17 protein-coding genes are annotated in these 22,030 nt (G+C 59.9%); 7 read left to right on the top strand and 10 right to left on the bottom strand.

Annotation, left to right across the window (positions count from 1 at the left end; translation table 11 throughout):
* Positions 1-161: 161 nt before the first annotated feature.
* Both CRN80_RS24855 and CRN80_RS24850 read left to right on the top strand, forming a co-directional pair.
* Positions 162-2,147 (top strand): hypothetical protein, encoded by a 1,986-nt coding sequence (locus CRN80_RS24855; RefSeq protein WP_098951682.1) that lies wholly within the window; start codon positions 162-164, stop codon positions 2,145-2,147.
* 219 nt (positions 2,148-2,366) lie between these two features.
* A complete protein-coding gene (locus CRN80_RS24850) occupies positions 2,367-4,628 on the top strand; it encodes an autotransporter outer membrane beta-barrel domain-containing protein (protein ID WP_098951680.1) in 2,262 nt (753 codons plus the stop codon).
* A 56-nt stretch (positions 4,629-4,684) separates the two neighbouring features.
* Here the strand turns inward: CRN80_RS24850 and CRN80_RS24845 are convergent, their stop codons facing one another.
* The 4 genes from CRN80_RS24845 to CRN80_RS24825 all read right to left on the bottom strand — a co-directional run bounded on the left by CRN80_RS24845 (position 4,685) and on the right by CRN80_RS24825 (position 10,816).
* The gene (locus CRN80_RS24845) at positions 4,685-5,146 is read right to left on the bottom strand and encodes a hypothetical protein (protein WP_138183575.1); all 462 of its coding nucleotides are present in this window, start codon (positions 5,144-5,146) and stop codon (positions 4,685-4,687) included.
* 205 nt (positions 5,147-5,351) lie between these two features.
* Positions 5,352-5,993, bottom strand: a complete 642-nt coding sequence (locus CRN80_RS24840) for a DUF1345 domain-containing protein (RefSeq protein WP_032892067.1) — start codon at positions 5,991-5,993, stop codon at positions 5,352-5,354.
* Positions 5,994-6,568: 575 nt separating this feature from the next.
* Positions 6,569-9,667, bottom strand: a complete 3,099-nt coding sequence (locus CRN80_RS24830; RefSeq protein WP_098951678.1) for an efflux RND transporter permease subunit — start codon at positions 9,665-9,667, stop codon at positions 6,569-6,571.
* Positions 9,668-9,673: 6 nt separating this feature from the next.
* A complete protein-coding gene (locus tag CRN80_RS24825; RefSeq protein ID WP_032892065.1) occupies positions 9,674-10,816 on the bottom strand; it encodes an efflux RND transporter periplasmic adaptor subunit in 1,143 nt (380 codons plus the stop codon).
* A 171-nt stretch (positions 10,817-10,987) separates the two neighbouring features.
* Here CRN80_RS24825 and CRN80_RS24820 point away from each other — a divergent pair, with 171 nt between their 5' ends.
* The gene (locus CRN80_RS24820; RefSeq protein WP_003190934.1) at positions 10,988-11,689 is read left to right on the top strand and encodes a response regulator transcription factor; all 702 of its coding nucleotides are present in this window, start codon (positions 10,988-10,990) and stop codon (positions 11,687-11,689) included.
* 3 nt (positions 11,690-11,692) lie between these two features.
* On the top strand, positions 11,693-12,994 hold the full coding sequence (locus CRN80_RS24815; RefSeq protein ID WP_047710734.1) for an ATP-binding protein: 1,302 nt from the start codon (positions 11,693-11,695) through the stop codon (positions 12,992-12,994).
* Here the strand turns inward: CRN80_RS24815 and CRN80_RS24810 are convergent, their stop codons facing one another.
* The 3 genes from CRN80_RS24810 to CRN80_RS24800 all read right to left on the bottom strand — a co-directional run bounded on the left by CRN80_RS24810 (position 12,995) and on the right by CRN80_RS24800 (position 14,804).
* Positions 12,995-13,669 carry an anti-sigma factor domain-containing protein gene (locus CRN80_RS24810; RefSeq protein WP_098951676.1) on the bottom strand — a complete coding sequence of 225 codons (675 nt, stop codon included), beginning with the start codon at positions 13,667-13,669 and terminating at the stop codon, positions 12,995-12,997. It abuts the gene before it with no gap.
* Positions 13,666-14,196 carry a sigma-70 family RNA polymerase sigma factor gene (locus CRN80_RS24805; protein WP_003190939.1) on the bottom strand — a complete coding sequence of 177 codons (531 nt, stop codon included), beginning with the start codon at positions 14,194-14,196 and terminating at the stop codon, positions 13,666-13,668. The genes CRN80_RS24810 and CRN80_RS24805 overlap by 4 nt, the downstream gene beginning before the upstream one ends.
* A gap of 86 nt (positions 14,197-14,282) precedes the next feature.
* Positions 14,283-14,804: a DUF3455 domain-containing protein gene (locus tag CRN80_RS24800; RefSeq protein WP_003190941.1), complete on the bottom strand. Its 522-nt coding sequence runs from the start codon at positions 14,802-14,804 to the stop codon at positions 14,283-14,285.
* A 193-nt stretch (positions 14,805-14,997) separates the two neighbouring features.
* Here CRN80_RS24800 and CRN80_RS24795 point away from each other — a divergent pair, with 193 nt between their 5' ends.
* Positions 14,998-15,783, top strand: coding sequence for a sulfite exporter TauE/SafE family protein (locus CRN80_RS24795; RefSeq protein WP_003190943.1), 786 nt, complete (start codon positions 14,998-15,000; stop codon positions 15,781-15,783).
* A 659-nt stretch (positions 15,784-16,442) separates the two neighbouring features.
* Entirely contained in the window at positions 16,443-17,567 is a 1,125-nt protein-coding gene (gene sfnG, locus CRN80_RS24785; RefSeq protein WP_098951673.1) for a dimethylsulfone monooxygenase SfnG, read from the top strand.
* Positions 17,568-17,604: 37 nt separating this feature from the next.
* Here sfnG and map read toward each other — a convergent pair whose 3' ends face one another.
* A complete protein-coding gene (map, locus tag CRN80_RS24780; RefSeq protein WP_098951671.1) occupies positions 17,605-18,384 on the bottom strand; it encodes a type I methionyl aminopeptidase in 780 nt (259 codons plus the stop codon).
* Positions 18,384-18,584: a ParD-like family protein gene (locus CRN80_RS24775; RefSeq protein WP_043051061.1), complete on the bottom strand. Its 201-nt coding sequence runs from the start codon at positions 18,582-18,584 to the stop codon at positions 18,384-18,386. The genes map and CRN80_RS24775 overlap by 1 nt, the downstream gene beginning before the upstream one ends.
* A gap of 370 nt (positions 18,585-18,954) precedes the next feature.
* Between CRN80_RS24775 and CRN80_RS24770 the strand changes: the two genes are divergently transcribed.
* On the top strand, positions 18,955-19,224 hold the full coding sequence (locus CRN80_RS24770; protein WP_098951669.1) for a DUF1652 domain-containing protein: 270 nt from the start codon (positions 18,955-18,957) through the stop codon (positions 19,222-19,224).
* A gap of 72 nt (positions 19,225-19,296) precedes the next feature.
* On the opposite strand, the gene CRN80_RS24765 is transcribed toward CRN80_RS24770, so the two are convergent.
* Positions 19,297-21,891, bottom strand: a complete 2,595-nt coding sequence (locus CRN80_RS24765) for an autotransporter outer membrane beta-barrel domain-containing protein (protein ID WP_098951667.1) — start codon at positions 21,889-21,891, stop codon at positions 19,297-19,299.
* Positions 21,892-22,030 lie beyond the last annotated feature (139 nt).

Below are 22,030 nucleotides of genomic sequence, written 5' to 3'. Positions count from 1 at the left end.
CAAGCATTTAGTGTTGTGGCTATGCCGCATATGAAGCGGTAGGGAGAGGTATTGCCGGGAAATGAGTTCGTTGGTACTTGAGATCGGAGGTCGAACGCAGCCCGGCGGATGAGTGGTTTTTGTAAGAAACCTATATTGGACGAACGTGGAGATCATCAAAAATGAGCAGCAATCCGAATGTGCCACTGGCCCCCCGGGCAGCCCCAGCCGCTCCCACTATTGTGGGGGCACTGGATGATGCCTCCGGGACGATTTTGGCCAGTAATGCGACGGCCGACCTCACTGTACGATGCAAAACGGGCGACTTTTCAGATTTTGATGATTTTATCCAAGTCGAAATGGCGGACATAACGCAAACATTAATTGTCTGGGTTGCTGTGACACCGCCGATGCAAATGAGTACGGCCCCCGCTTTCCCTATCCCTGATAGGTTCAATATCACCGTACCCGCTCCAGCAGGTGGTTTCCGGCATGGTTTCTATCAGCTACGTAGCGTTCAATACCTCAACATCGGTGGTGTTCCGGCAGCGCAGGGAGAACATTCGGACCCTGGCAATTTTACCGTTGACCTGCTTTCGCCCTATTCCGATGCCTCCTTTCCTCAGCAGCCCAATGCAGTAGGATGGCCCGCAACGCTTCCCGCAGGTGCCGTGATCGACAATAACTATTTGGTGATGCATGGCGGGGTGCAGTTCGATATTCCCGATAACACCTTCGTGCCTGTTCCTGGCAGGTGGGCTGCCGGTGACTTCATTACCTTCTATTGGAGCCCGGTGATGTTCCCGCGCCCAATGGACATCGTCAGCCCCCCCGGTGGGATTCCAATGCTGGAGACGGGCAATACGTATTTCCTACCGGCAGCAATGATTGATTTAAGTGGGGACTACTACGCGTTCTACACCCTCACAGACCGTGCGGGTAACGTCAGTCGCCCTGCGTACGTCGAAACTCGGCGCGTTGCGTTGATCGACGATCCGGATCGCGGAACCCCGCATTTACCGCTGGCACCTTTCCCCGATCCTGGTGAAACAGACAACTTGATTGATATCAAGGATTACCTGCTTAACCCTGAAGTATGGGTCAGGACGTATAACAATCACGCCCCCTTGCTTGATCGGCTGGAAGTGGATATTGGCGGCCTGGGTTACAACGGTCTGGGATTGCCATTCACAACGTTCCCGCAGAGATTCAGTAATTTGCAGGCTGCATTCCGTGCCGCTTATACCCAGGCCATTGGGCCACAGCCGACGACCGTGCAGTATCGAATTTCCCGCAATGGTACTTTTTTCCCTTCGTTCCCTCACACGTTCATGCTCGATTTGTCGGTAGGCGGTCCCGTCAACCCTGGGGAGCCAGGTTCACCCAACATCAACCTTAACCAGGCCCACGTATTCGGTGCTGGCTCGACGACTCCGGACGTATTGCTGCCTGCCCATGCTGATCAAGATGTACGCGTGGACATCGTGCCGTGGACCGTTGCAGAGTTGCCGCATGCGGGGTTGTCGATCATCTTGCTCTGGGAGGATGAGCGGGTCGGACCGTTCCCTGTCAGCGCGACGGCCAATCCGATCTCGTTCTTTATTGGCTGGGACGTAGTCGCCCGTCATGGCAACGACATCAAGACCATCAAGTATCTGGTCCTCGACCCGGCGGCGACAACCAACGAAAACGAGTCGCCGCCCACCACGGTCGATGTGCAGGGCGCCGTCGTCGTGGAGTTGGCGAAAGCAGAGTATGTGGTTGCGACCGCGGGTCGTTGGTTCTGTTCGGACTTGGAGACTCGGACGCCCGGCACTCCGCCCGTGCTGTTTGGTAAGGTTCATGTGCCAGGCGATATACGCATGGCCGTCGGTGTGCCACTGACCTTGACGTTGAGCCTTACCAATACCCACGCCAGCCTGCCACCTGGGCCGTTCCCGTTGACGCTTACTCACCCAAGCTTGAGCCCAGCAGACATCGCCAACGGGATCACGTTCGAAATTGACTACCAGCCTTACCTGGCCCAGGCCCCGAGGGGGACGTGCGTGGCGACCTATGAAACGGTTCTGAGCAATGGAGTGACCGGCCATGGTGAGCCATCGGTTATACGTAGCACGCTGGCGAACACCCACTTCTTCTGCGACGGGGCCAATATTCCTTCACCTTGATCAAGCCTGAAAAGAATAGGGGAGCGCAGCTCCCCTTTTTTGCTTTGCGCAAGTATTTCCCCCTGCCCGGACCGCCGCCGGTTCACTCGCCTTAATAAGATAATTCCTACATAGCTTGGGATGCTTGATCCGTACTCTCTGCGCCGTACAGGTAAGGCTCCATTCCTTGGGAACGAGCCAAACCGTTTTCATCGGCTCTACCCCAGAGAGTGAACGACCATGCACGTACCCGCCCACTTTAAGCTCAAGCCCTTGAGCGCGATTATGAAAGTCCCGACCATGACCCTGCTTATGTTTGCAGCGGTTCAGGGGGCTGCCCACGCCGATCATTTGATTGGCGAACAAAAGACCATTGACGCCAGTGAAGCGTCCAAAGACTGGCAACTGGATCATAAGTCCGAACTGACCCTTAATGGCGCCGCTGCACAGAGTATCCGGGTCAATGATTCGGCGTTGATCGTGAACGCCGGCAGCCGTGTGAATGATATCCGCGCTACGCAAGGCTCGACTGTCAGCCTCACTGGTGCACATGTGGAGTCGAGCAACCCGTCGTTTGGCGCCGTACGCCTGGATGACAGCACCGCAACCATCACTGGCAGCACCCTGATCAGCCATACCAATTTTGGCTTGCAGGCGTTTCAGAGTGCCGGTTCGCTTAAGGGTGGGGTTGCTGAAGTGTTCAGCAGTGTCATCAAAGGCGCTGCTGCCGGTGCGCTTGCGCAAGGTAACAGCGAGCTGCATTTCAACCAAAATACCTGGGTTGAAGGCACCGGTGCCGACAGTGCTGGCGTTCGACTGGACAGCGGCGCACTCGTAACCGCCAGCCAAAGTACATTTATGGGTGGCAAGAACGGTGTACTCATGACGAACCTGTTGAACAGCGCTGAAACCGGCAAGCTGGTGCTGGACAACTCGCATGTCGAAGGTCGCACGGGTTCCGCGATTCTTGTAGAAGGCAGGCCGGGTCGTGTTCCGACGGTCGACATCGACGTACGCAATGGTTCGACCTTGACCGGTGGTAACGGCACGCTGCTGGAAGTGAACGATGGCGCGACCGCCAATATGAATATCGATAACAGTCGTTTGAACGGCAATGTGATTGTCGAGGATGGCAGCACCGCGCATTTGAGCCTGCAGAACAATGCCGGCCTTACCGGCCAGTTGAAAAATGTCACCAGCCTGAACGTGGGCGATGCATCTTTTTGGGAGTTGACCGGTGACAGCCAGGTGGGCGCCTTGAACCTGGCTGGTGGCACGGTGACGTTTGGTGCCACTGATGCGTTTTATCAGTTGGGCCTGGACACACTGGAAGGCAACGGCACCTTTGTCATGGGCACCGATTTTGCCCGTGGTGTCACGGACTTTCTTAACATCGAGGGTGAGGCCAAGGGCAATCACAGCCTGTTGCTCACTGCTAGCGGTGCGGAGCCGGTCAACCCTGAAGACATTCGCATCGTGCACACTGGTGGCGGCGACGCCCATTTCTCCCTGGTGGGCGATGCGGTCGACGTAGGTGCCTACTCCTACGGCTTGAAAAAGGAAGGGACCGACTGGTTCCTTGACCCGAACAATCGCGTGATCAGCCCTGGTACGCGTTCAGTCATGGCGCTGTTCAATACTGCACCTACCGTGTGGTACGGCGAGGCAACTTCACTGCGTACCCGTATGGGTGAATTGCGCTTTGAACCTGGCCAGTCGGGTCTGTGGATACGCGGGTATGGCAACAAATACAAAGTGTCTGACAGCACGGGCTACGACCAGACCCAGCAGGGCTTTACCCTGGGCGCCGACATGCCGCTGGCCGATAGCCAGTGGTTGGTGGGTGTGATGGCTGGTCACAGCACGTCTGACCTGAACCTCAAACGCGGTACATCCGGTAACGTGAAAAGCTACTACCTGGGCGCTTATGCCACCTGGCTGGACGAGGAGAGTGGCCTGTATTTCGATGCGGTCGCCAAGGTCAACCGGTTCCACAACGAGTCCAAGGTCGGTTTGAGCGACGGCACCACGTCGAAAGGCAAGTACAACAACACCGGTGGTGGTTTGTCGGCAGAGTTCGGTCGCAATATCAAGCTCGATGACGGCTTCTTTGTTGAGCCGTATGCCCAGGTGTCGACCGTGGTGATCCAGGGTGCCAATTACAACCTGGACAATGGCCTGCAAGCCAAGGGTGAGCGTACTCGCTCGATCATGGCCAAGGCCGGTGCAACGGTTGGCCGTGATATCCAACTCGACAGTGGCAGCGTGGTCCAGCCCTACCTGCGGGCGGCAATGGTGCACGAGTTTGCCAACAACAATAAGGTGTCGGTGAACAACAATGTATTCAACAACGACCTATCTGGCTCGCGTGCCGAGTTCGGTGCGGGGGTGGCGGTGAAGCTGTCGAAGAACCTGCAACTGCATGCTGACCTTGAACACAGCAGCGGCGGCAAAGTTGAACAGCCTTGGGGTGCCAACGTGGGTGTTCGTTACACCTGGTAAATCCCGATTAGGAAAAAGCCCGTATCGCTAGATACGGGCTTTTTTTGTTTGCTGGTTCAGGTGTGAATGTCGAAGTTAATGATCAAGTCGTGTATCTGTCCGTTCGCGTCGGTATCGGTGGTAGCAACAGCGGCGCCTTGTACCTTGATAAGGTGCGGGAAGATTTTTTGAATGGACAAGGTGCCGACAATGCCGCGAACGGCATAGGGTTTGTCCGGTGTCTTGACCGATAGCCAAATTCTGGTGGAGGTGAATTCACTCTGCGCCAAATTGAACGTGGTGCCGGCCGGCGTATGATCCGCAAACTGAATATAGATTTCCCGCACTGTATCCTGGCCCTCGGTGTTGCGCCCGGTAATACCCAGAATGCGTTGGAAGGGGTCATTCACAATATTGATGGTTTTGATCTCGATGCTCTGGCCATCCAGGAACACCGAGAAGGTTCCCTCTGCCTCAAGTGCCCTGGGGAACAATACGCTCTGTTGGTGGGACGTCGGCGTTGCAGTTGGTGCTGGCATGATTGCGTCTCCATCTTTGATGAATAGGTCAAAACACGGAACGGTGCCTGGCTTTATCGACAACTGTCCTCGAATCAGCCACCGTACCTTGGTTTCAATTAGACGCGTTTTCTTGAATAAATCTACTGTCAGATATGACAGTTCAATAGGTCGGTTCGTTATTTCTTTTAGGCTTAAGCAAGTGCTCAGCAAGAGGGTGTATCGCTTAACCGAAGAGTCCTGCCGCAATATTGATCGAGAATCCCAGGATCGCTGTATTGAACAGAAACCCGATCAACGACTGCCCCAGCACCACCTTGCGCATGCTTCGCGTGGCGACACCCACATCCGAAGTCTGCACCGCCACGCTGATGGTGAACGAGAAATACAGGAAGTCCCAGTAGTTGGGCGTCGTCAGTCCCTCGGCAAAACGCAGCGCCGGTTCCTTGCCGTCCCAGGTGTAATAAAGGCGCGCATAATGCACGCTGAAAATCACTCCGATCAGCAACCACGAACCGATGACTGTCAGCCCGGTGAAACCGTAGTGCAGCAGGCGTTCCGAGGTGGCAAGGTCTTTGCTACCCACCAGTTCGAAGGTGATGGTCGCCAAACTGGCGATGGCGGCGATACATACCATGAACAGCACCAGGCCGGCGTTCTCGTCTTCGATTTCGGCGATGCGCTTGACGTCCGGGGCCTTGGCACGAATGGTGAGCCACAGCATCAGTACCAGGTAGGTCCAGACGCCGACGTTCCAGCCGATCAGGATTTTGCTGGCCAGGGTTTCGGCCGGCACCAGAGCGCCGACCGCAAGGCCCAGTACGGCGGCGGATGAGAGGCGAGGGTGGGTGCGGGCGAGGAAGGGCATGGTGGCTCACAGATAACTATGTTTGAGCACCATAGCTTATTCGGGTGTACCTGATCATGAATGCAATCAATAACCCTGTGGGAGCTGGCTTGCCTGCGATGACGGCCTTTCAGCTGACGCCTATTTACCTGGCACCCCGCGATCCAACTGTGGGAGCGGGCTTGCTCGCGAAGGCGGCCTGGCAGTCAACACAGTTGGACCGGGTACATATCCGTTATTTAGGTAACGGCCACTTAGGGTTCCGCCCTGACGGCGGCTCACTTTGCAAAAGCGGCAAAGTAAGCAAAACGCTCTTGCCCCACCACTCGGCACCTCGCTTGGGCTCGGTGTGCCCTCACTCCGGCTTGAATCCGTGGGCCGCCGTCATGGGCCATCCTTGGCCCAGGACGGCTAACCCGGCGTCCTGCCGGGTTACCCACGAATTCAAGCCTGCGTTCGGCCAGCGTGGTTTAACGGGGCGCCTGAGATCAAGATCACAAGCAGATCAAGAGCAAGATCAAGAGCGGCTCGCTTCGCATCGTGGTTAGCGGCGACGGGTTCAACTTGCAAGCCACCACCTTTCGCTACGGCGTTGATCAGTCTGGTTTATGGCGCTTGCGCACCAGCTTCATCACCACCACAAAAAACACCGGCACAAACACCACCGCCAATGTCGCCGTGATCATCCCGCCAATCACACCGGTACCAATCGCCTGTTGGCTGGCCGAGCTGGCCCCGGTGGCAATTGCCAAGGGCACCACGCCGAGGATGAACGCCAGGGACGTCATGATGATCGGCCGCAATCGCAACCGTGCTGCTTTCAAAGTGGCGTCGATCAAGTCCTCGCCCTGGTCATACAGGTCCTTGGCGAACTCGATGATCAGGATCGCGTTCTTCGCCGACAGGCCGATGATGGTGATCAAGCCAACCTTGAAGAACACGTCGTTGGGCATCCCGCGCAAGCTCACGGCCAACACCGCGCCCAGCACCCCAAGCGGCACCACCAGCAACACTGAGGTAGGGATCGACCAGCTTTCGTACAGCGCGGCCAGGCACAGGAACACGATCAGCAACGACAGGCCCAACAGCAGCGGTGCCTGGGAGCCGGACAAGCGCTCCTGCAATGACAACCCCGTCCATTCCTGGCCCAGCCCGGCAGGCAGTTGGCTGACCAAACGCTGGATTTCGTTCATGGCCTCGCCCGTGCTGTGCCCCGGCGCCGCTTCACCGCTGATGGCGATGGCCGGGTAGCCGTTGTAACGGGTCAATTGCGTCGGGCCCTGGGTCCACTTGGCTTGGACGAAGGCTGACAGCGGCACCATCTTCCCGGCGTTGTTGCGCACGTGGATCTTCATCAGGTCGGCCACCTGGCTGCGCTGGTCGCCTTCGGCCTGCACCACCACGCGCTGCATGCGGCCCTGGTTGGGGAAGTCGTTGATATACGCCGAACCGATAGCGGAGGACAGCACGTTGCCCACGTCGGCAAACGAAACGCCCAAGGCGTTGGCCTGCTTGCGGTCCACTTCCAGCTGCACTTGCGGCGCTTCGGCCAGGGCGCTTTCACGCACGTTAGCCAGAATCGGGCTTTTCGCTGCGGCGTCCAGCAATTCGGTCCGCGCGGCCATCAACCCGGCATGGCCGACGCCACCGCGGTCCTGCAAGCGGAACTCGAAACCGCTGGACGTGCCCAGGCCGTCGACCGGTGGCGGCAGAACGGCGTAGGCAATCGCGTCCTTGAGTTCGCTGAAGGCCATGTTGGCGCGATCAGCAATTGAGGAAGCGGAGTCATCACTGCCACGTTCCGACCAATCCTTGAGCGTGGTAAACGCCAGCGCCGCGTTTTGCCCAGAACCGGAAAAGCTGAAACCCATGATCATGGTGGTATCACCCACCCCAGGCTCTTCGGCGTTGTGTGCCTCGATCTGCTCGGCCACCTGCACCGTACGGTTCTTGCTGGCGCCCGGCGGCAACTGGATATCAGTGATGGTGTAGCCCTGGTCTTCCACCGGCAGGAACGAGGAGGGCAGGCGGCTGAACAACAGGCCCATGCCCACCAGCAAGACCAGGTAGATCAGCAAGTAGCGGCCGCTGCGCTTGAGGGCATAGGCCACCCACCCTTCGTAGCGGTTGGTGAGTTGGTCAAAGCGCTGGTTGAACCAGCCAAAGAAACCACCCTTGGCATGGTGCTCGCCCTTGGCAATCGGCTTGAGCAAGGTGGCGCACAGGGCCGGGGTCAAGGTCAGGGCCAGGAACGCCGAGAACAGGATCGAGGTGGCCATCGACAGCGAGAACTGCTGGTAGATCACGCCCACGGAACCCGGCATGAAGGCCATCGGCAGGAACACCGCCACCAGCACCAGGGTGATACCGATGATGGCCCCGGTGATCTGGCCCATGGCTTTCTTCGTCGCGTCCTTGGGCGACAGGCCCTCGGTGGCCATGATGCGCTCGACGTTTTCCACCACCACGATGGCATCGTCCACCAGGATACCGATGGCCAATACCATGCCGAACATCGTCAATACGTTGATCGAGAAACCCAGCAGCAACATGGTGGCGAAGGTGCCCATCAGCGCAATCGGCACCACCAGCGTGGGGATCAAGGTGTAGCGCACGTTCTGCAGGAACAGGAACATCACCGCGAACACCAGCGCCATCGCCTCCAGCAAGGTGTAGACCACCTTGGTGATCGAGACCTTGACGAAGGGCGAGGTGTCGTAGGGAATCTTGTATTCCACATTGGCCGGGAAGTAGCGCGACAACTCGTCCATTTTCGCCCGCACCAGCGTGGCGGTACTCAAGGCATTCGCGCCGGGAGACAGTTGCACGCTGACGGCGGTGGACGGCTTGCCGTTCAGGCGGGTGGAGAACTGGTACTCCTGGCTGCCGACTTCCACCCGCGCTACATCGCCGATGCGCACGGTGGAGCCGTCGGGGTTGGCCTTGAGCACGATGTCGGCGAATTCGGCCGGGGTGGACAGTTGCCCTTTGACCAGCACCGCCGCAGTGATCTCCTGGGTGTGAGTACCCGGCAGATCACCGATGCTGCCCGCGGAAACCTGGGCGTTCTGGGCGCTGATCGCGGCGTTGACGTCGGCCGGCGTAAGGTTGAAGCCGATCAGCTTCTGCGGGTCGATCCAGATGCGCATGGCACGTTCGGCGCCATACAACTGGGCCTTGCCGACGCCGTCCAGGCGCTTGAGCTCGTTCATCACGTTGCGCGCCAGGTAATCGCTGAGCGCTACGTCGTCGAGCTTGCCGTCGTTGGAGGTCAGGGTGACGAGCAGCAGGAAGCCGGCGGAGACTTTCTCCACCTGCAAGCCCTGCTGGGTCACCGCTTGCGGCAGGCGCGGCTCCACGGCCTTGAGGCGGTTTTGCACATCCACCTGGGCCATTTCCGGGTTGGTGCCCGGCTGGAACGTGGCGGTAATAGTCGCCGAGCCCAGGCTGCTCTGGGATTCGAAATACAGCAGGTGATCGGCACCGTTGAGCTCCTGCTCGATCAGGCTGACCACGCTCTCATCCAGGGTCTGGGCCGAGGCGCCGGGGTACACCGCGTAGATTTCCACCTTGGGTGGCGCGACGTTGGGGTACTGGGCCACCGGCAATTGCGGGATGGCCAGCGCACCGGCCAGCAAGATGAACAAAGCCACCACCCAGGCGAAGATCGGGCGGTCAATAAAGAACTGCGGCATGACGGGTTATTCCTTTACGAGCGGGCTGTCGTCCACTTCAACTTTTTCACCGGGGCGCGCATGTTGCAGGCCCTCGACGATGATGCGGTCGCCGGGCTTGAGGCCACTGGTGACGATCCAGCGATTGTCGACCACCGCGCCCAGTTCCACCGGTTGCTGGCTGACGGTCTGCTCGGCATCCAGCAGTAACACCATCGGGATACCGGCGCTGTCACGGGTAATGGCGCGTTGCGGCACGCTGAGGCCTTGCTTGTCGACGGCCTGTTCGACACGCACCCGCACAAAGCTGCCCGGCAGCAGGTCGAGGTCCGGGTTGGGGAACTCGCTGCGCAGAATGATCTGCCCGGTGCCCGGGTCGACGCTGATGTCGGCAAACAGCAATTTTCCCGGCAATGGGTACTGGCTGCCGTCGTCCTGGATCAAGGTAGCCTTGGCCTGGTCCTGGCCGACCTGCTTCAGGCTGCCGGCACGAAACGCACGGCGTAGGTCGTTCAGCTCACGGGTAGACTGGGTCAGGTCGGCGTGGATCGGGTCCAGTTGCTGAATAATCGCCAGCGGCGTGGCTTCGTTCTGGCCGACCAGTGCGCCTTCGGTCACCAGGGCGCGGCCGATGCGCCCCGAAATCGGCGCGGTTACGGTGGCATAGCCCAAATTCAGCTTGGCACGCTCGACGGCGGCCTTGTTGGCGGCGACTTCGGCGTTGGTTTGGCGCAAGGCGGCGCGGGCGTTGTCGTACTCCTGGCCGCTGATGGCGTTGCCTTCGACCAATTGGCTGTAGCGCTGTTCTTGCAGGCGCGCCTGGAACGCATTGGCTTCGGCCTTGCTCAGGTTGGCCTGGGCACTGTCCAGGTCGGCCTTGAACGGCGCCGGGTCAATACGGAACAACACGTCGCCTTGCTTGACGTCGTGGCCTTCGTTAAACACCCGCTGCATGACCACCCCGGCGACCCGCGCGCGGACTTCGGCGATACGCGGTGCGGCGATGCGCCCGCTCAGTTCGCTGGTAATAGAGAGGGGCTTGGCCTGCAGGGTTTCGATCCGCACTTTGGCCAGGGGCATTTGTGGCGCCTCGTCTGCCGACTGACCACACGCGCTCAGCGCCAGTGTGAGGGCCAACAGGCAAAACGGCGCAAATAGATTCTTCGACATGCTCTTATCCCAATATTGACTGGCGCATCCTAGGGGCACCTGCGCCGTGGTGCTGTGAAGCTGTGTAGCGGGTCTGTGAAGAAGTGTAAGGTACGGCGCGCAGGGCGCCGGGGGCGTATATCCTTGCACAATCCTGCAACACACCAACAAACCGCATTATTTGGAAACACCATGCCCAACATCCTCCTGGTGGAAGACGACGCCGCACTCTCCGAGCTGATTGCCAGCTACCTGGAACGCAACGGCTACCACGTCAGCGTGCTCAGCCGTGGCGACCATGTCCGTGAACGCGCACGCCTGAACCCACCGGACCTGGTGATCCTCGACCTGATGCTGCCGGGCCTCGACGGCCTGCAGGTGTGCCGCTTGCTGCGCGCCGATTCGGCGGGCCTGCCGATCCTGATGCTGACCGCCCGCGATGACAGCCACGACCAGGTGCTGGGCCTGGAAATGGGCGCCGACGACTATGTGACCAAACCCTGCGAACCGCGCGTATTGCTGGCCCGGGTGCGCACATTGCTGCGGCGCAGCAGCCTGTCCGAACCCCAGGTGGCCAGCGACCAGATCGTCATGGGCAACCTCTGCATCGATTTGTCCGAGCGCACCGTGACCTGGCGCGAGCAGGCGGTGGAGCTGTCCAGCGGTGAGTACAACCTGCTGGTGGTGCTGGCCCGGCATGCCGGCGAAGTGCTCAGCCGCGATCAGATCCTGCAACGCCTGCGCGGTATCGAGTTCAACGGCACCGACCGTTCGGTGGACGTGGCCATCTCCAAGCTGCGGCGCAAGTTCGACGACCATGCGGGCGAGGCGCGCAAGATCAAGACGGTGTGGGGCAAGGGGTACCTGTTCAGCCGTTCCGAGTGGGAATGCTGAAGCATGTTTCGCGTACTGCTGCGCCTCTACCTGATCACCATCGTCACTTACAGTGCGGCGATTTACCTGATTCCCAAGCTGGTGATCCAGCTGTTCGAACACCGTTACATGGACTACAACATCGAACAGTCCCGTGGCCTGCAAAAGCTCATGGTCAAGCAGTACCAGCGGGCGCCGGTGGAGCGCTGGTCCCAGGTGACCGACCAATTGAGCCACGATTTTGCACCGCTGAAGGTGCAATTGTTGCTGCGTCAGGATGCCCGCTACACCCCCGAGGAAGAACAGCTACTGGAGCAAGGCAAGCCAGTGATCCGCCTGGGCGAATGGGGCTGGATGGAAGAAATCAGTTCGCCGATCAACCAGCAGTTCGCAGTCAAGTTGACCGTGCCTCCAGACCCGCTGGACATGAACCTGCTGTACTGGTCGATGAACGTGCTGGTCGGCGCCGCCTTGCTGGCGTGTTTGCTGGTGTGGCTGCGTCCGCATTGGCGTGACCTGGAGCGTTTGAAAAGTACCGCCGCGCTATTGGGCAAGGGCCATCTGGAGGCGCGTACGGGGCTCGCACCCAGCTCCAGCATCGGCGGCCTGGCGGCGGTGTTCGACACCATGGCCGACGATATCGAACGTCTCTTGAACCAGCAGCGCGACTTGCTCAATGCGGTCTCTCATGAACTGCGCACACCGCTCACCCGCCTGGATTTCGGCCTGGCCCTGGCGCTTTCCGAAGACATGCCCGCAGCCAGCCGCGAGCGCTTGCAAAGCCTGGTGGCGCATATTCGGGAGCTGGATGAGCTGGTGCTGGAATTGCTGTCTTACAGCCGCCTGCAAAACCCGGCGCAGTTGCCGGAGCGGGTAGAGGTGGCGCTCGATGAGTTTATCGACAGCGTGTTGGGCAGCGTCGACGATGAGCTGGAGAACCCCGACATCGTCATCGATGTGGTGCTCGATTGCGCCGTGGAGCGCTTCAGCCTTGACCCGCGCCTTACCGCCCGAGCCTTGCAGAACCTGCTGCGCAACGCGACGCGCTACTGCGACAAGCGCATCCAGGTGGGCGTGCGTGTATGCCCCAAAGGCTGTGAAATCTGGGTGGACGACGATGGCATTGGCATACCGGCGGACCAGCGCGAGCGCATCTTCGAGCCGTTCTACCGTCTGGACCGCAGCCGCGACCGCGCAACCGGCGGCTTTGGCCTGGGCCTGGCGATCAGCCGGCGCGCCCTGGAGGCCCAGGGCGGCACCTTGACGGCCCTGGCGTCGCCCCTGGGCGGGGCGCGGTTTCGTGTGTGGCTGCCTAACCTTTCGTGATCAAAGCACTTTGACTGCGCGGCCAATCCCGTGAATCGGCCCGGTGGGTTTGCCGGTAGGCGAGCCATTGGGCCCTTCCAGCGTCAGTTCAAACAACTGGTTCGGCGCCAGCGGCGGCAGCTTGTCCAGGGGTATCGACAAGGTTTGCCCAGGTTTGACCAGGCCCAGGGAGACGGGACCCTGCCAGCCATCGCCCTTGGTCCAGAACTCCAGGGCTTTGTCAGCAGGGATCTCCATCACCCCCAGTGGGATCAACTGGATCTGCTGATTATCACTGGCCTGCACCACCCAGCCCGGTGCCTGGCTTTGTGGCGCCATCAGCACCACCACGAAGCTGGGTGCGGGCAGGGGCGGGCGCGTCAGTAATAAAGCCGCCAGCACCACGCTTGCCATCAGCCCGGCAGCGGAAAGCCCGCGCCAGAACGCCAGCAGGTTCCACCACGGCACGCTCGTTTCGGGGGCTTTGATGCGGCGTTCAATGCGCCGCCACAGCTGTGCCGAAGGCGGTACCGGTTGCGCCAGCGCCACCAGAGGCAACAAGCGTTGCTCCCAGGCATCCACCGCTGCGCGCAGCGGCGCATCATGGGCCAGGCGTTGTTGAACCTCAGCGCGCTGTTCGGCGGGCAGGGTCCCCAGCACGTATTCGCTGGCCAGTTCATCCAGGCTGTCGTTCATGCCATGCACTCGCGCAAGGCGGCGAGGCTGCGTTTGATCCAGGCTTTGACCGTGCCCAGCGGGGTACTGAGTTTTTGCGCGATTTCACTGTGGGAGTAACCGTCCACATAGGCGTGCAGGATGCAGGTGCGTCGCGTCGGGTCGAGCCGTTCCAGGCATTGGTGGATCTGCCCGGAGCGTGCGGCAAACTCGATGGCCTGGGCAGGCTCTGCCAGCGGTTCGTACTGATCGTCCAGTGGCACGTCACGCCCGGCGCTGCGTACAACGTCCAGGGCCAGGTGGCGAGTCACGCTGAACACCCAACCGCGTGCGGAGCCTCGCAGGGGGTCGAAACTGCGCGCGCCGTGCCAGATCTTGATAAAGGCGTCATGCACAATGTCCTCGGCCAGGGCCTTGTTGCGGGTAATGCGCAGGGCCACACCGAGCAAGCGGCTGCTGTCCTGCTCATAGAGCTGGTGCAGGGCGCGTTGATCGCCGCGGGCGCAGGCTAACAGGCACACTTCATAATCAAAGATGATTTCAGCCAAACCAGAATTCCTGCCACTGAGGAGACGTCTACGCGTGGTAGGCGCAAGGTTGCTCGCGCCTACCTGGCCAGCGTAGCTGAGTTTGCTCAGTTGGCGGCCCAGAAGAGGTAATCCGCCTGGTATTTCACCACTTCCTTGGCGCCTTTGTTCGCCGTGGTGCAGGGCGTAGCGGGAGCGACCCCGCCTTTGAGCGCAACCCGCTGGATATACGTCACGCCGCTCATCGCACCTTTGCCCTCGGCCGGGTTGGCCTTGACCAGTTGATAAGGCAGGTTACCCGGGCTTGACGGCGCCACGGCCAATTGCGTGCCGGTGATGGTCGAGCCGTCCTTGGCCTGCCAGGTGGCGGGTGGGCCGAAGTAGGTGCCGACCTGCTGGCCGTTACGGTCGTTCAACACGGCTTTGGGGCCGACGAAGGTCCACTCGGTCTGGCCGGCAGCGTTGGCCTTGTCGCGGCATTCATAGGTGATTTCGCCGACCCCGGTGGTTTGCATCGCCAGCTTGTGGCCATCCGGCACCTTGATGCTGTCCGGCAGGCCCGCCTGGGCAAACGCCGATGGCGCGGCGATGAGCAGGCCGGTCAAGCACAGCAGTGTTTTAGCGTTCATGGTGTTTCTCCATTGGGTAGAACAGCAGGGTTACGTTGATGACTACGGCCCAGCCCCGCCCATTGGATGCAGTGCTTTGCAAAAAAAGTGAAGATTTCCAAAAAAGCATAAACTCAGATCGCATCGGTATAAGTGGTTATAAGAAAAATCGCTATCCTGCGGCCAGAAATTTATAAGGCCGCGGGTAGCTGGAATGGATGTAGGTAATATTGGTTTCGTGGTTGCCGGCCTGATCGTGGGTTTTATCGTGGGCATGACGGGGGTGGGCGGCGGTTCGCTGATGACCCCGATCCTGCTGTGGTTTGGCATCAACCCAGCCACTGCGGTGGGCACTGACCTGCTGTACGCCGCGATCACCAAGTCCGGTGGTGTGCTGGTGCACAGCAAGAACAAGAATATCGACTGGACCATCACTGGTTGGCTCACCCTGGGCAGCGTGCCGGCGGTGTTGCTGACGTTATGGTTCCTGGCCAGCTTGCACACCGACCCCAGTGCGATGAATGCGGTGATCAAGCAGGCCCTTGGCGTGGTATTGCTGCTGACGGCCCTGGCGATTTTGTTCAAGAAAAGCTTGTTGGCTTTTGCCCAACGTCATGCTGGCGATTCCTATCATCTGCGCCCGCGCAATCTGAATGTGCTCACTGTCGTGACAGGTGCGATCCTCGGCACCATGGTGGCGCTGACCTCGATCGGCGCTGGCGCTCTGGGCACGGTGGCGCTGTTTATCCTGTACCCGTTCCTGGCCACGCGGCGCCTGGTTGGCACTGAGATTGCCCATGCGGTGCCGCTGACCTTGGTGGCGGGGCTGGGCCATGCCAGCATGGGGAATATGGATTGGCATTTGCTGGGGTTTTTGCTGATGGGGTCGTTGCCGGGGATCTATGTGGGTAGCCATATGACGGGTAAGATTCCCGATGGGGTATTGCGGCCGTGCCTGGCGGTGATGTTGATGGCGGTGGGGTACAAGTTGGCGTTCTGAGTGCTCTGCTTGACACCCCGCGATCCAACTGTGGGAGCTGGCTTGCCTGCGATGACGGCCTGCCAGCCGACGCCTATCTACCTGGCACCCCGTGATCCAACTGTGGGAGCGGGCTTGCTCGCGAAGGCGGCCTGACAGGCGACACAGTTGGATTGGGTACATATCCATTGCTGCGGTAACGGCCACTTAGGGTTCCGCCCTGACGGCGGCTCACTTTTGAAAAGCGCAAAAGTAAGCAAAACGCTCTTGCCCCACCACTCGGCACCTCGCTTAGGCTCGGTGTGCCCGTAATCCGCCAGTGATTTGGGGGGGCGCCGCCACGCGCCATCCATGGCGCGGGGCGGCTAAACCGGCATCCCTGCCGGTTTACCCCCCAAATCCCTGTCGAATTCCGGCCAGCGTGGTTTGACGGGGCGCCTGAGATCAAAAGCAGATCAAGATCAAGAGCGGCTCGCTTCGCATCGTGGGTACGCTTGGCGCCGGTCGCCACTGTTGCTCCAGCAACAGCAGATCCACAAATCGCTGCGATCCCAGACATTGGCGAACCAACGCTTCAATCATCCTTTTTGCCCTGTAACCCCCAGGTTGTCGGCATTTGCCTGTGCCTGGCACGCTTGCTGCCTAAGCCCTTGTACATCCCTTGTGCGAGGTACCGTCCGATGAGTCAGCAAGCCGTGAAATTTGCCTATTGGGTACCCAACGTCAGCGGTGGGTTGGTCGTCAGTAAGATTGAACAGCGCACCCACTGGGGCATCGAGTACAACCGCAAGCTGGCGCAGCTGGCGGAGGCGGCGGGCTTTGAGTATGGCTTGACGCAGATTCGCTTTACCGCAGGCTATGGTGCCGAGAACCAGCATGAGTCCGTGGCGTTCAGTCATGCGTTGCTCGCGGCAACCACCACCCTCAAGGTCATCGCGGCGATTCTGCCCGGGCCGTGGCAACCGGCGTTGGCGGCCAAGCAATTGGCGACTATCGACCAACTCACCAATGGCCGTATTGCGGTGAATATCGTCAGTGGCTGGTTCAAGGGCGAGTTCCAGGCCATTGGCGAGCATTGGCTGGAGCATGATGAGCGCTATCGGCGTTCCGAAGAGTTTATTCGTGCCCTCAAAGGCATCTGGACCCAGGACGATTTTACCTTCAAGGGCGATTTCTATCGCTTCAACCGTTACACCCTCAAGCCCAAGCCCCTGGGCCAGCCGGAGATTTTCCAGGGCGGCAGTTCGCGGGCGGCGCGGGATATGGCGGCGCGGGTGTCGGATTGGTATTTCACCAACGGCAACACGCCCGAAGGCGTCAAGGCCCAGGTCGATGATATCCGCGCCAAGGCCGCTGCCAACCACCACTCGGTGAAGGTGGGGGTGAACGCCTTTGTGATCGCCCGCGACACGGAGGAGGAGGCGCGGGCGGTGCTGGCGCAGATCATCGACCAAGCCGACCCGGAGGCGGTCAATGCCTTTGGTGACGCGGCCAGGCAAGCAGGCAAGGCGTCGCCGGAGGGCGAGGGCAACTGGGCCAAGTCCAGCTTTGAGGACCTGGTGCAATACAACGATGGCTTCAAGACCAACCTGATCGGCACACCGCAGCAGATCGCCGAGCGCATCGTCGCACTCAAGGCCGTGGGGGTGGACTTGGTGCTTGCAGGCTTTCTGCACTTCCAGGAAGAAGTGGAGTATTTCGGCCAGCGTGTATTGCCGCTGGTGCGCGAGCTCGAAGCCAAGGCCACTGTAGGAGCGAGCTCGCTCGCGAAAAACGTGAACGAAAAGGTGGGTAGCCTGGTTTAACGCGCGGTCCCTGAGGCCTTCGCGAGCAAGCTCGCTCCTACAGGGTTTGAGGGGTGTGAAGGGTTTGAGGGGTTTGCAAGGTCAGCACTTCAAACCCATCCGCCGTCACCGCCACGGTATGTTCCCATTGCGCCGAGAGGCTGTTGTCCTTGGTCACCACCGTCCAGCCGTCTTTCAGGCTGCGAGTTTTGGCGCTGCCCTGGTTAAGCATCGGTTCGATGGTAAACACCATGCCTTGGCGCAGTTCCAGGCCGGTGCCAGGTCGGCCGAAGTGCAGGATTTGCGGTTCTTCGTGCATTTGCCGGCCGATGCCATGGCCGCAGTATTCGCGCACCACGCTGTAGCCGTTGGCTTGCGCGTGGCTCTGGATCGCATGGCCGATATCGCCCAGGCGCGCGCCGGGCTTGACCTGGCGGATACCGGCCCACATCGCCTCAAAGGTCATGTCCACCAGACGCCTGGCCTTGGGCGTCACGTTGCCGATCATGTACATCTTGCTGGAGTCGGCGATGAAGCCGCCTTTTTCCAGGGTGATGTCGATGTTGATGATGTCGCCGTCCTTGAGAAACTGCTTGGCGCTGGGCATGCCGTGGCACACCACCTCGTTGATCGAGGTGTTGATGCAGAAGGGGTAGTCGTACTGCCCCAGGCTGGCAGGGCGGGCCTTGAGGTCATTGCGGATGAAGGCTTCGACGGCGCTGTCCAGTTCCAGGGTAGAGCGGCCGGCGGCGACGAAGCCGTCAAGCATGTCGAAGACTTGCGCCAACAGGCGCCCGGCTTCACGCATCACGGCCAGTTGTGCGGGAGTCTTGATCATCAGTTGCGCCCCCGGATCAGATCGGGTTTATCCAGCAACAGCTTGTTGATCAGCTCGTTGTAAGGCAGGTGCGGGTTGAGTTCGGCGAGCAGGCCGATCTTGATCCAGAACTCGGCCTGGGCGTTGATGGAGCGGTCCATGGCGGCGCTGGCCAGGCGCAGTTGTTCGTGCAGTTGATCGGTAATCTTGACGATGCCCATGAGGTTCACTGTGTTTAATTGATATACGAATCGTATATGTTTCGTATGTTTATCGCAAACCTCCGTCGGCTGAACGGTGGTGGGCTGATTGGTTGCGATATGTTGCCGAAAAACGGATTTCCACATAAACGCCTGTCACCCACGCTGCGGGTTAAACGTTTAATCGATGTAGTTCGACGATGATGCCAAAAAGAGCGTTTTGTTTACTATGAGCAAGCGGCTTGCTTATGAGGAAAGGTTACAACCACAGCGGTTTTTGCCGAGTAGGCTTATTGATTGAAAGCGTCTTCCAAGGTTGGCAAGACGTGGCAGGCAAGTGCCTGTCGGTTACATATACATGTTGGCAGTCTCAAAAAAGGAGAGGTTAGCCATGCTTTCAGAACTAGAGCTTCGCAGCATTATTGAAGGAAGTTTCCTGCCTAAACGGTGCGAGTGCACCAAAGCCCAGGATGCGTCGTTGACGATCAGGGTCTACGACGAGCGCGACCGTGACCGGGTGGATTTGGAAGTCAAAGGTATAAACGCTGACAAACTCGACAGCAGTCGAGCCATTTGCAACCTGATCACCGGGTTGCGTGAGGACCTCAGGCACCACCACGCACCGGTCCTGCAACGAGCAGGCGGGCGCGGTTATCACTAGTTGATCGCTTGAGGGTCAATTGAGACCGTGGGCCTGGTATGTGCCAGGCCCAACGCTGACAAGACTTCAGCTTTACCAGCTCACTCTCACGCCGATACTACCGCTGGCGCCCTCAAAATTATTGTCGTCCAGCCCGGTTCCATATTTGCCCTCCACATAGGCGCTGACCGCGGATGACAATTGGGCCACAGCACCCACGCCAATATCTGCCGTGGATGACTTGTGATCGCTTTTGATCCGGTCGACCTCGTCGTACGTCACCGTGTCGCTACCGCCGAAGGTGTGCCAGACATTGGCTCGCAGGTACGGCTCCACCGGTGTGTTGCTGACCAGATAGCGGCCCTTGAGGCGTGCGCCGAGGCGGCCGGTCCAGTACTCCTGAGAGTCAAACGAGACTTTGGAAATACCATCGTGCTGGCTATCCAGGTCGATCTTCTGGCCGATCACCTGCGCCTGTGGCTCCACGACCCAATGCTCGGACAGCGTGATCGGGTAGCCGGCCTCGGCGGATAACGCCAGGGCGTGGCCCTTGGTGCCCATCTTCACGCCTCGGTCGGACTTGTTGTCGCCGTCCAGGCGCGTGCCCATGGCAACCAGGTCGACGTACCAGCCCGTGGGATCGGTGAGGGTCCAGTAGGCGCCGACATTGTCGCCGTCGAGTTTGACTCGCCCGGAACGATGGTTTTGCCAGCCCAGCGCAAACCCTTTGACGTCGCCGCGCAGGCGACTCTGGCCGATAAACAGACCAAAGCGTTGCGTCTGCCCGCCACTGGTTTGGGCGGCGTAGAGATCATGACCCACTTGATAGCCCCTGGACGTGCCGTCGAAACTGGGCGCCACCGTGCCCGACCAGCTCTTGTTGAAGTCACTGCCGTAGGCGCGGCCCCAACCTGCTGGCACTGCACCGGTCTCGGTCAGTAGGCTTTGTTCGCCCTGGCGTTCATGAAAGGTGCCGAGGGCTTGCAGCGTCATGACCTGCGCTGCCGGGATGTCCACTGAATAGATCGGCACTTCCGGGCGATACAACGGAATCGGCTTGGCACCGGGGATAGCGGTCGGCAATGGCGGGTTGCTCGCCGCGGACTGCGGTGAGTGGGCCGCCGCAACCTGGTTGGGTGCTGGCGCAGGGGGCTCGACCGGTGCTACCGGTTGCGCGGTCGGGGGTTCGACAGGCGGCTCGTCCGGGTCGACTACTGGCGGATTTGCCGGAATGGGCGCTACGGGCACAGCGGGCGTCACCGGCGGCGTCGGCGTCACCACGGCTGGCGGTTGCACCGCGACCACCGAGGATCGCAGGTACCAGTTGTGTTCCTTGCCCGCGGTGGTGCCGCCGTGGAATAGGAAGTACTGATAGGCCCCCGCGGATACCGTGCCGTTCAAAGCGAACGCATCGGGGCTGCTGACCGCACCGTTAAGCGCCTGGACCACCTCGATTCCGTCATTGCGGGTAAGCCCACCGATACCGCCGAGGTTGCTGACGGCCAATTGCGTGTGGCCGCTGATGCTGCCGTCGGTCACCACCAGTTTGTCGGTGGCAGAGTTTTCATCGCCGAGTACGGTTTGCAGATGCAACTGGCCGTTGTTGCCTACGTAGTTGCCATGCACCGTCAACACGCTGGTCGCGCTGTTGTCAGCGGTCATGTCGACCGTGCCGGCGTTATTGAACGTCACGCGTTGCCCGGCGGTGTAGGGGCGGATGCTGCCTTGGGTCACGGCCAGGGTACTGCTGCCGTCGATGTTGAATATGCCGGTTTTACTGTCACTGTCACCGAAGAAAAAGTTCCCGACCAAGTCCAGGCGCGATTTGTTGGTGAGGTTGACGGTCTCCCAGCCAACGTAGCGGCTGGCGGTGCTGGACGTCGTAGTATCGAAGGTCAGTTGATCGTTGCCCAGGCCAGCATCGATAGAGGGTGTGTGGGTCAGTGTGCTTTCACTCAAGCCTTGCAGCAGGGCGGTGTCGTCGCCATCACCCATCAATACCGCTGAGTTGATCTGGCCGCCACCCAGCCATTGGAACGTATCGTTGCCGACGCTGGCGCGAATCTCGCCATTGATCACGCCGCCCCTGACGGTGATGCTGTCATCACCGCCGCTGGTGCTGATATTGCCACCGATGGTACCGCCGGAAATGTCGATCGTGTCGATATCAAAGCCGGTCACCAGGTTGTTCACGATGGTGCCACCGGACATGTAATAGAAATTCTTGTCCAGTTTCATATTGACGCGGCCAATGCTGCCACCGCTCTGGTAGGCCACATCGCCGTCTTCAAACGCGTCGACGATGGTGCCGCCGCTCATTTCGAAGGTGTCGAGGCCATCGCCCTGGAACAAAGCCTGGATCTGTCCGCCTTTCATCAGGAAATCATCGATACCGGGACCTTGCTGCACCACGCCGGTGACCACGCCGTCGAGGATTTGCGTCCTATCCATTCCAGCACCAAAGGTGACGTTGCCATCAATGGTGCCGCCCTTGGAGAGCGTCAGGCTGTTATCCCCGGAAAGATCGGTCAAGCCGGGACTGCTGCCGTTGTCGCACGTATAGGTATCGTTACCGGTTCCCGGGGTGAGAACGCAGGCGGCGTGGGAGGGTTGAGGGGTCATGTACTGCAATGAGATGAGGCCGACAGCTAAAACGGCCCGGGTCGAGAAACCACTGGGCTTTTGCATGGGTGTGTCCTAGGTTTGTTGTATTAACTGCTCCTGTTTTTGGGTTTAGCACAGTTTTTCAGTAGTGCAATTTTTTGGTACATGACGCGCAGGCCACGGAATACGTGGCCTGCGTGATGGCACTTTGAGTTTTTGGCCG

The organism is Pseudomonas sp. FDAARGOS_380 (assembly GCF_002591235.1).
Taxonomy (GTDB): Bacteria; Pseudomonadota; Gammaproteobacteria; order Pseudomonadales; family Pseudomonadaceae; genus Aquipseudomonas; species Aquipseudomonas salmasensis.
The sequence above is the reverse complement of the archived record's forward strand: the minus strand, read 5'-3'. Positions and strand labels throughout refer to the sequence as shown.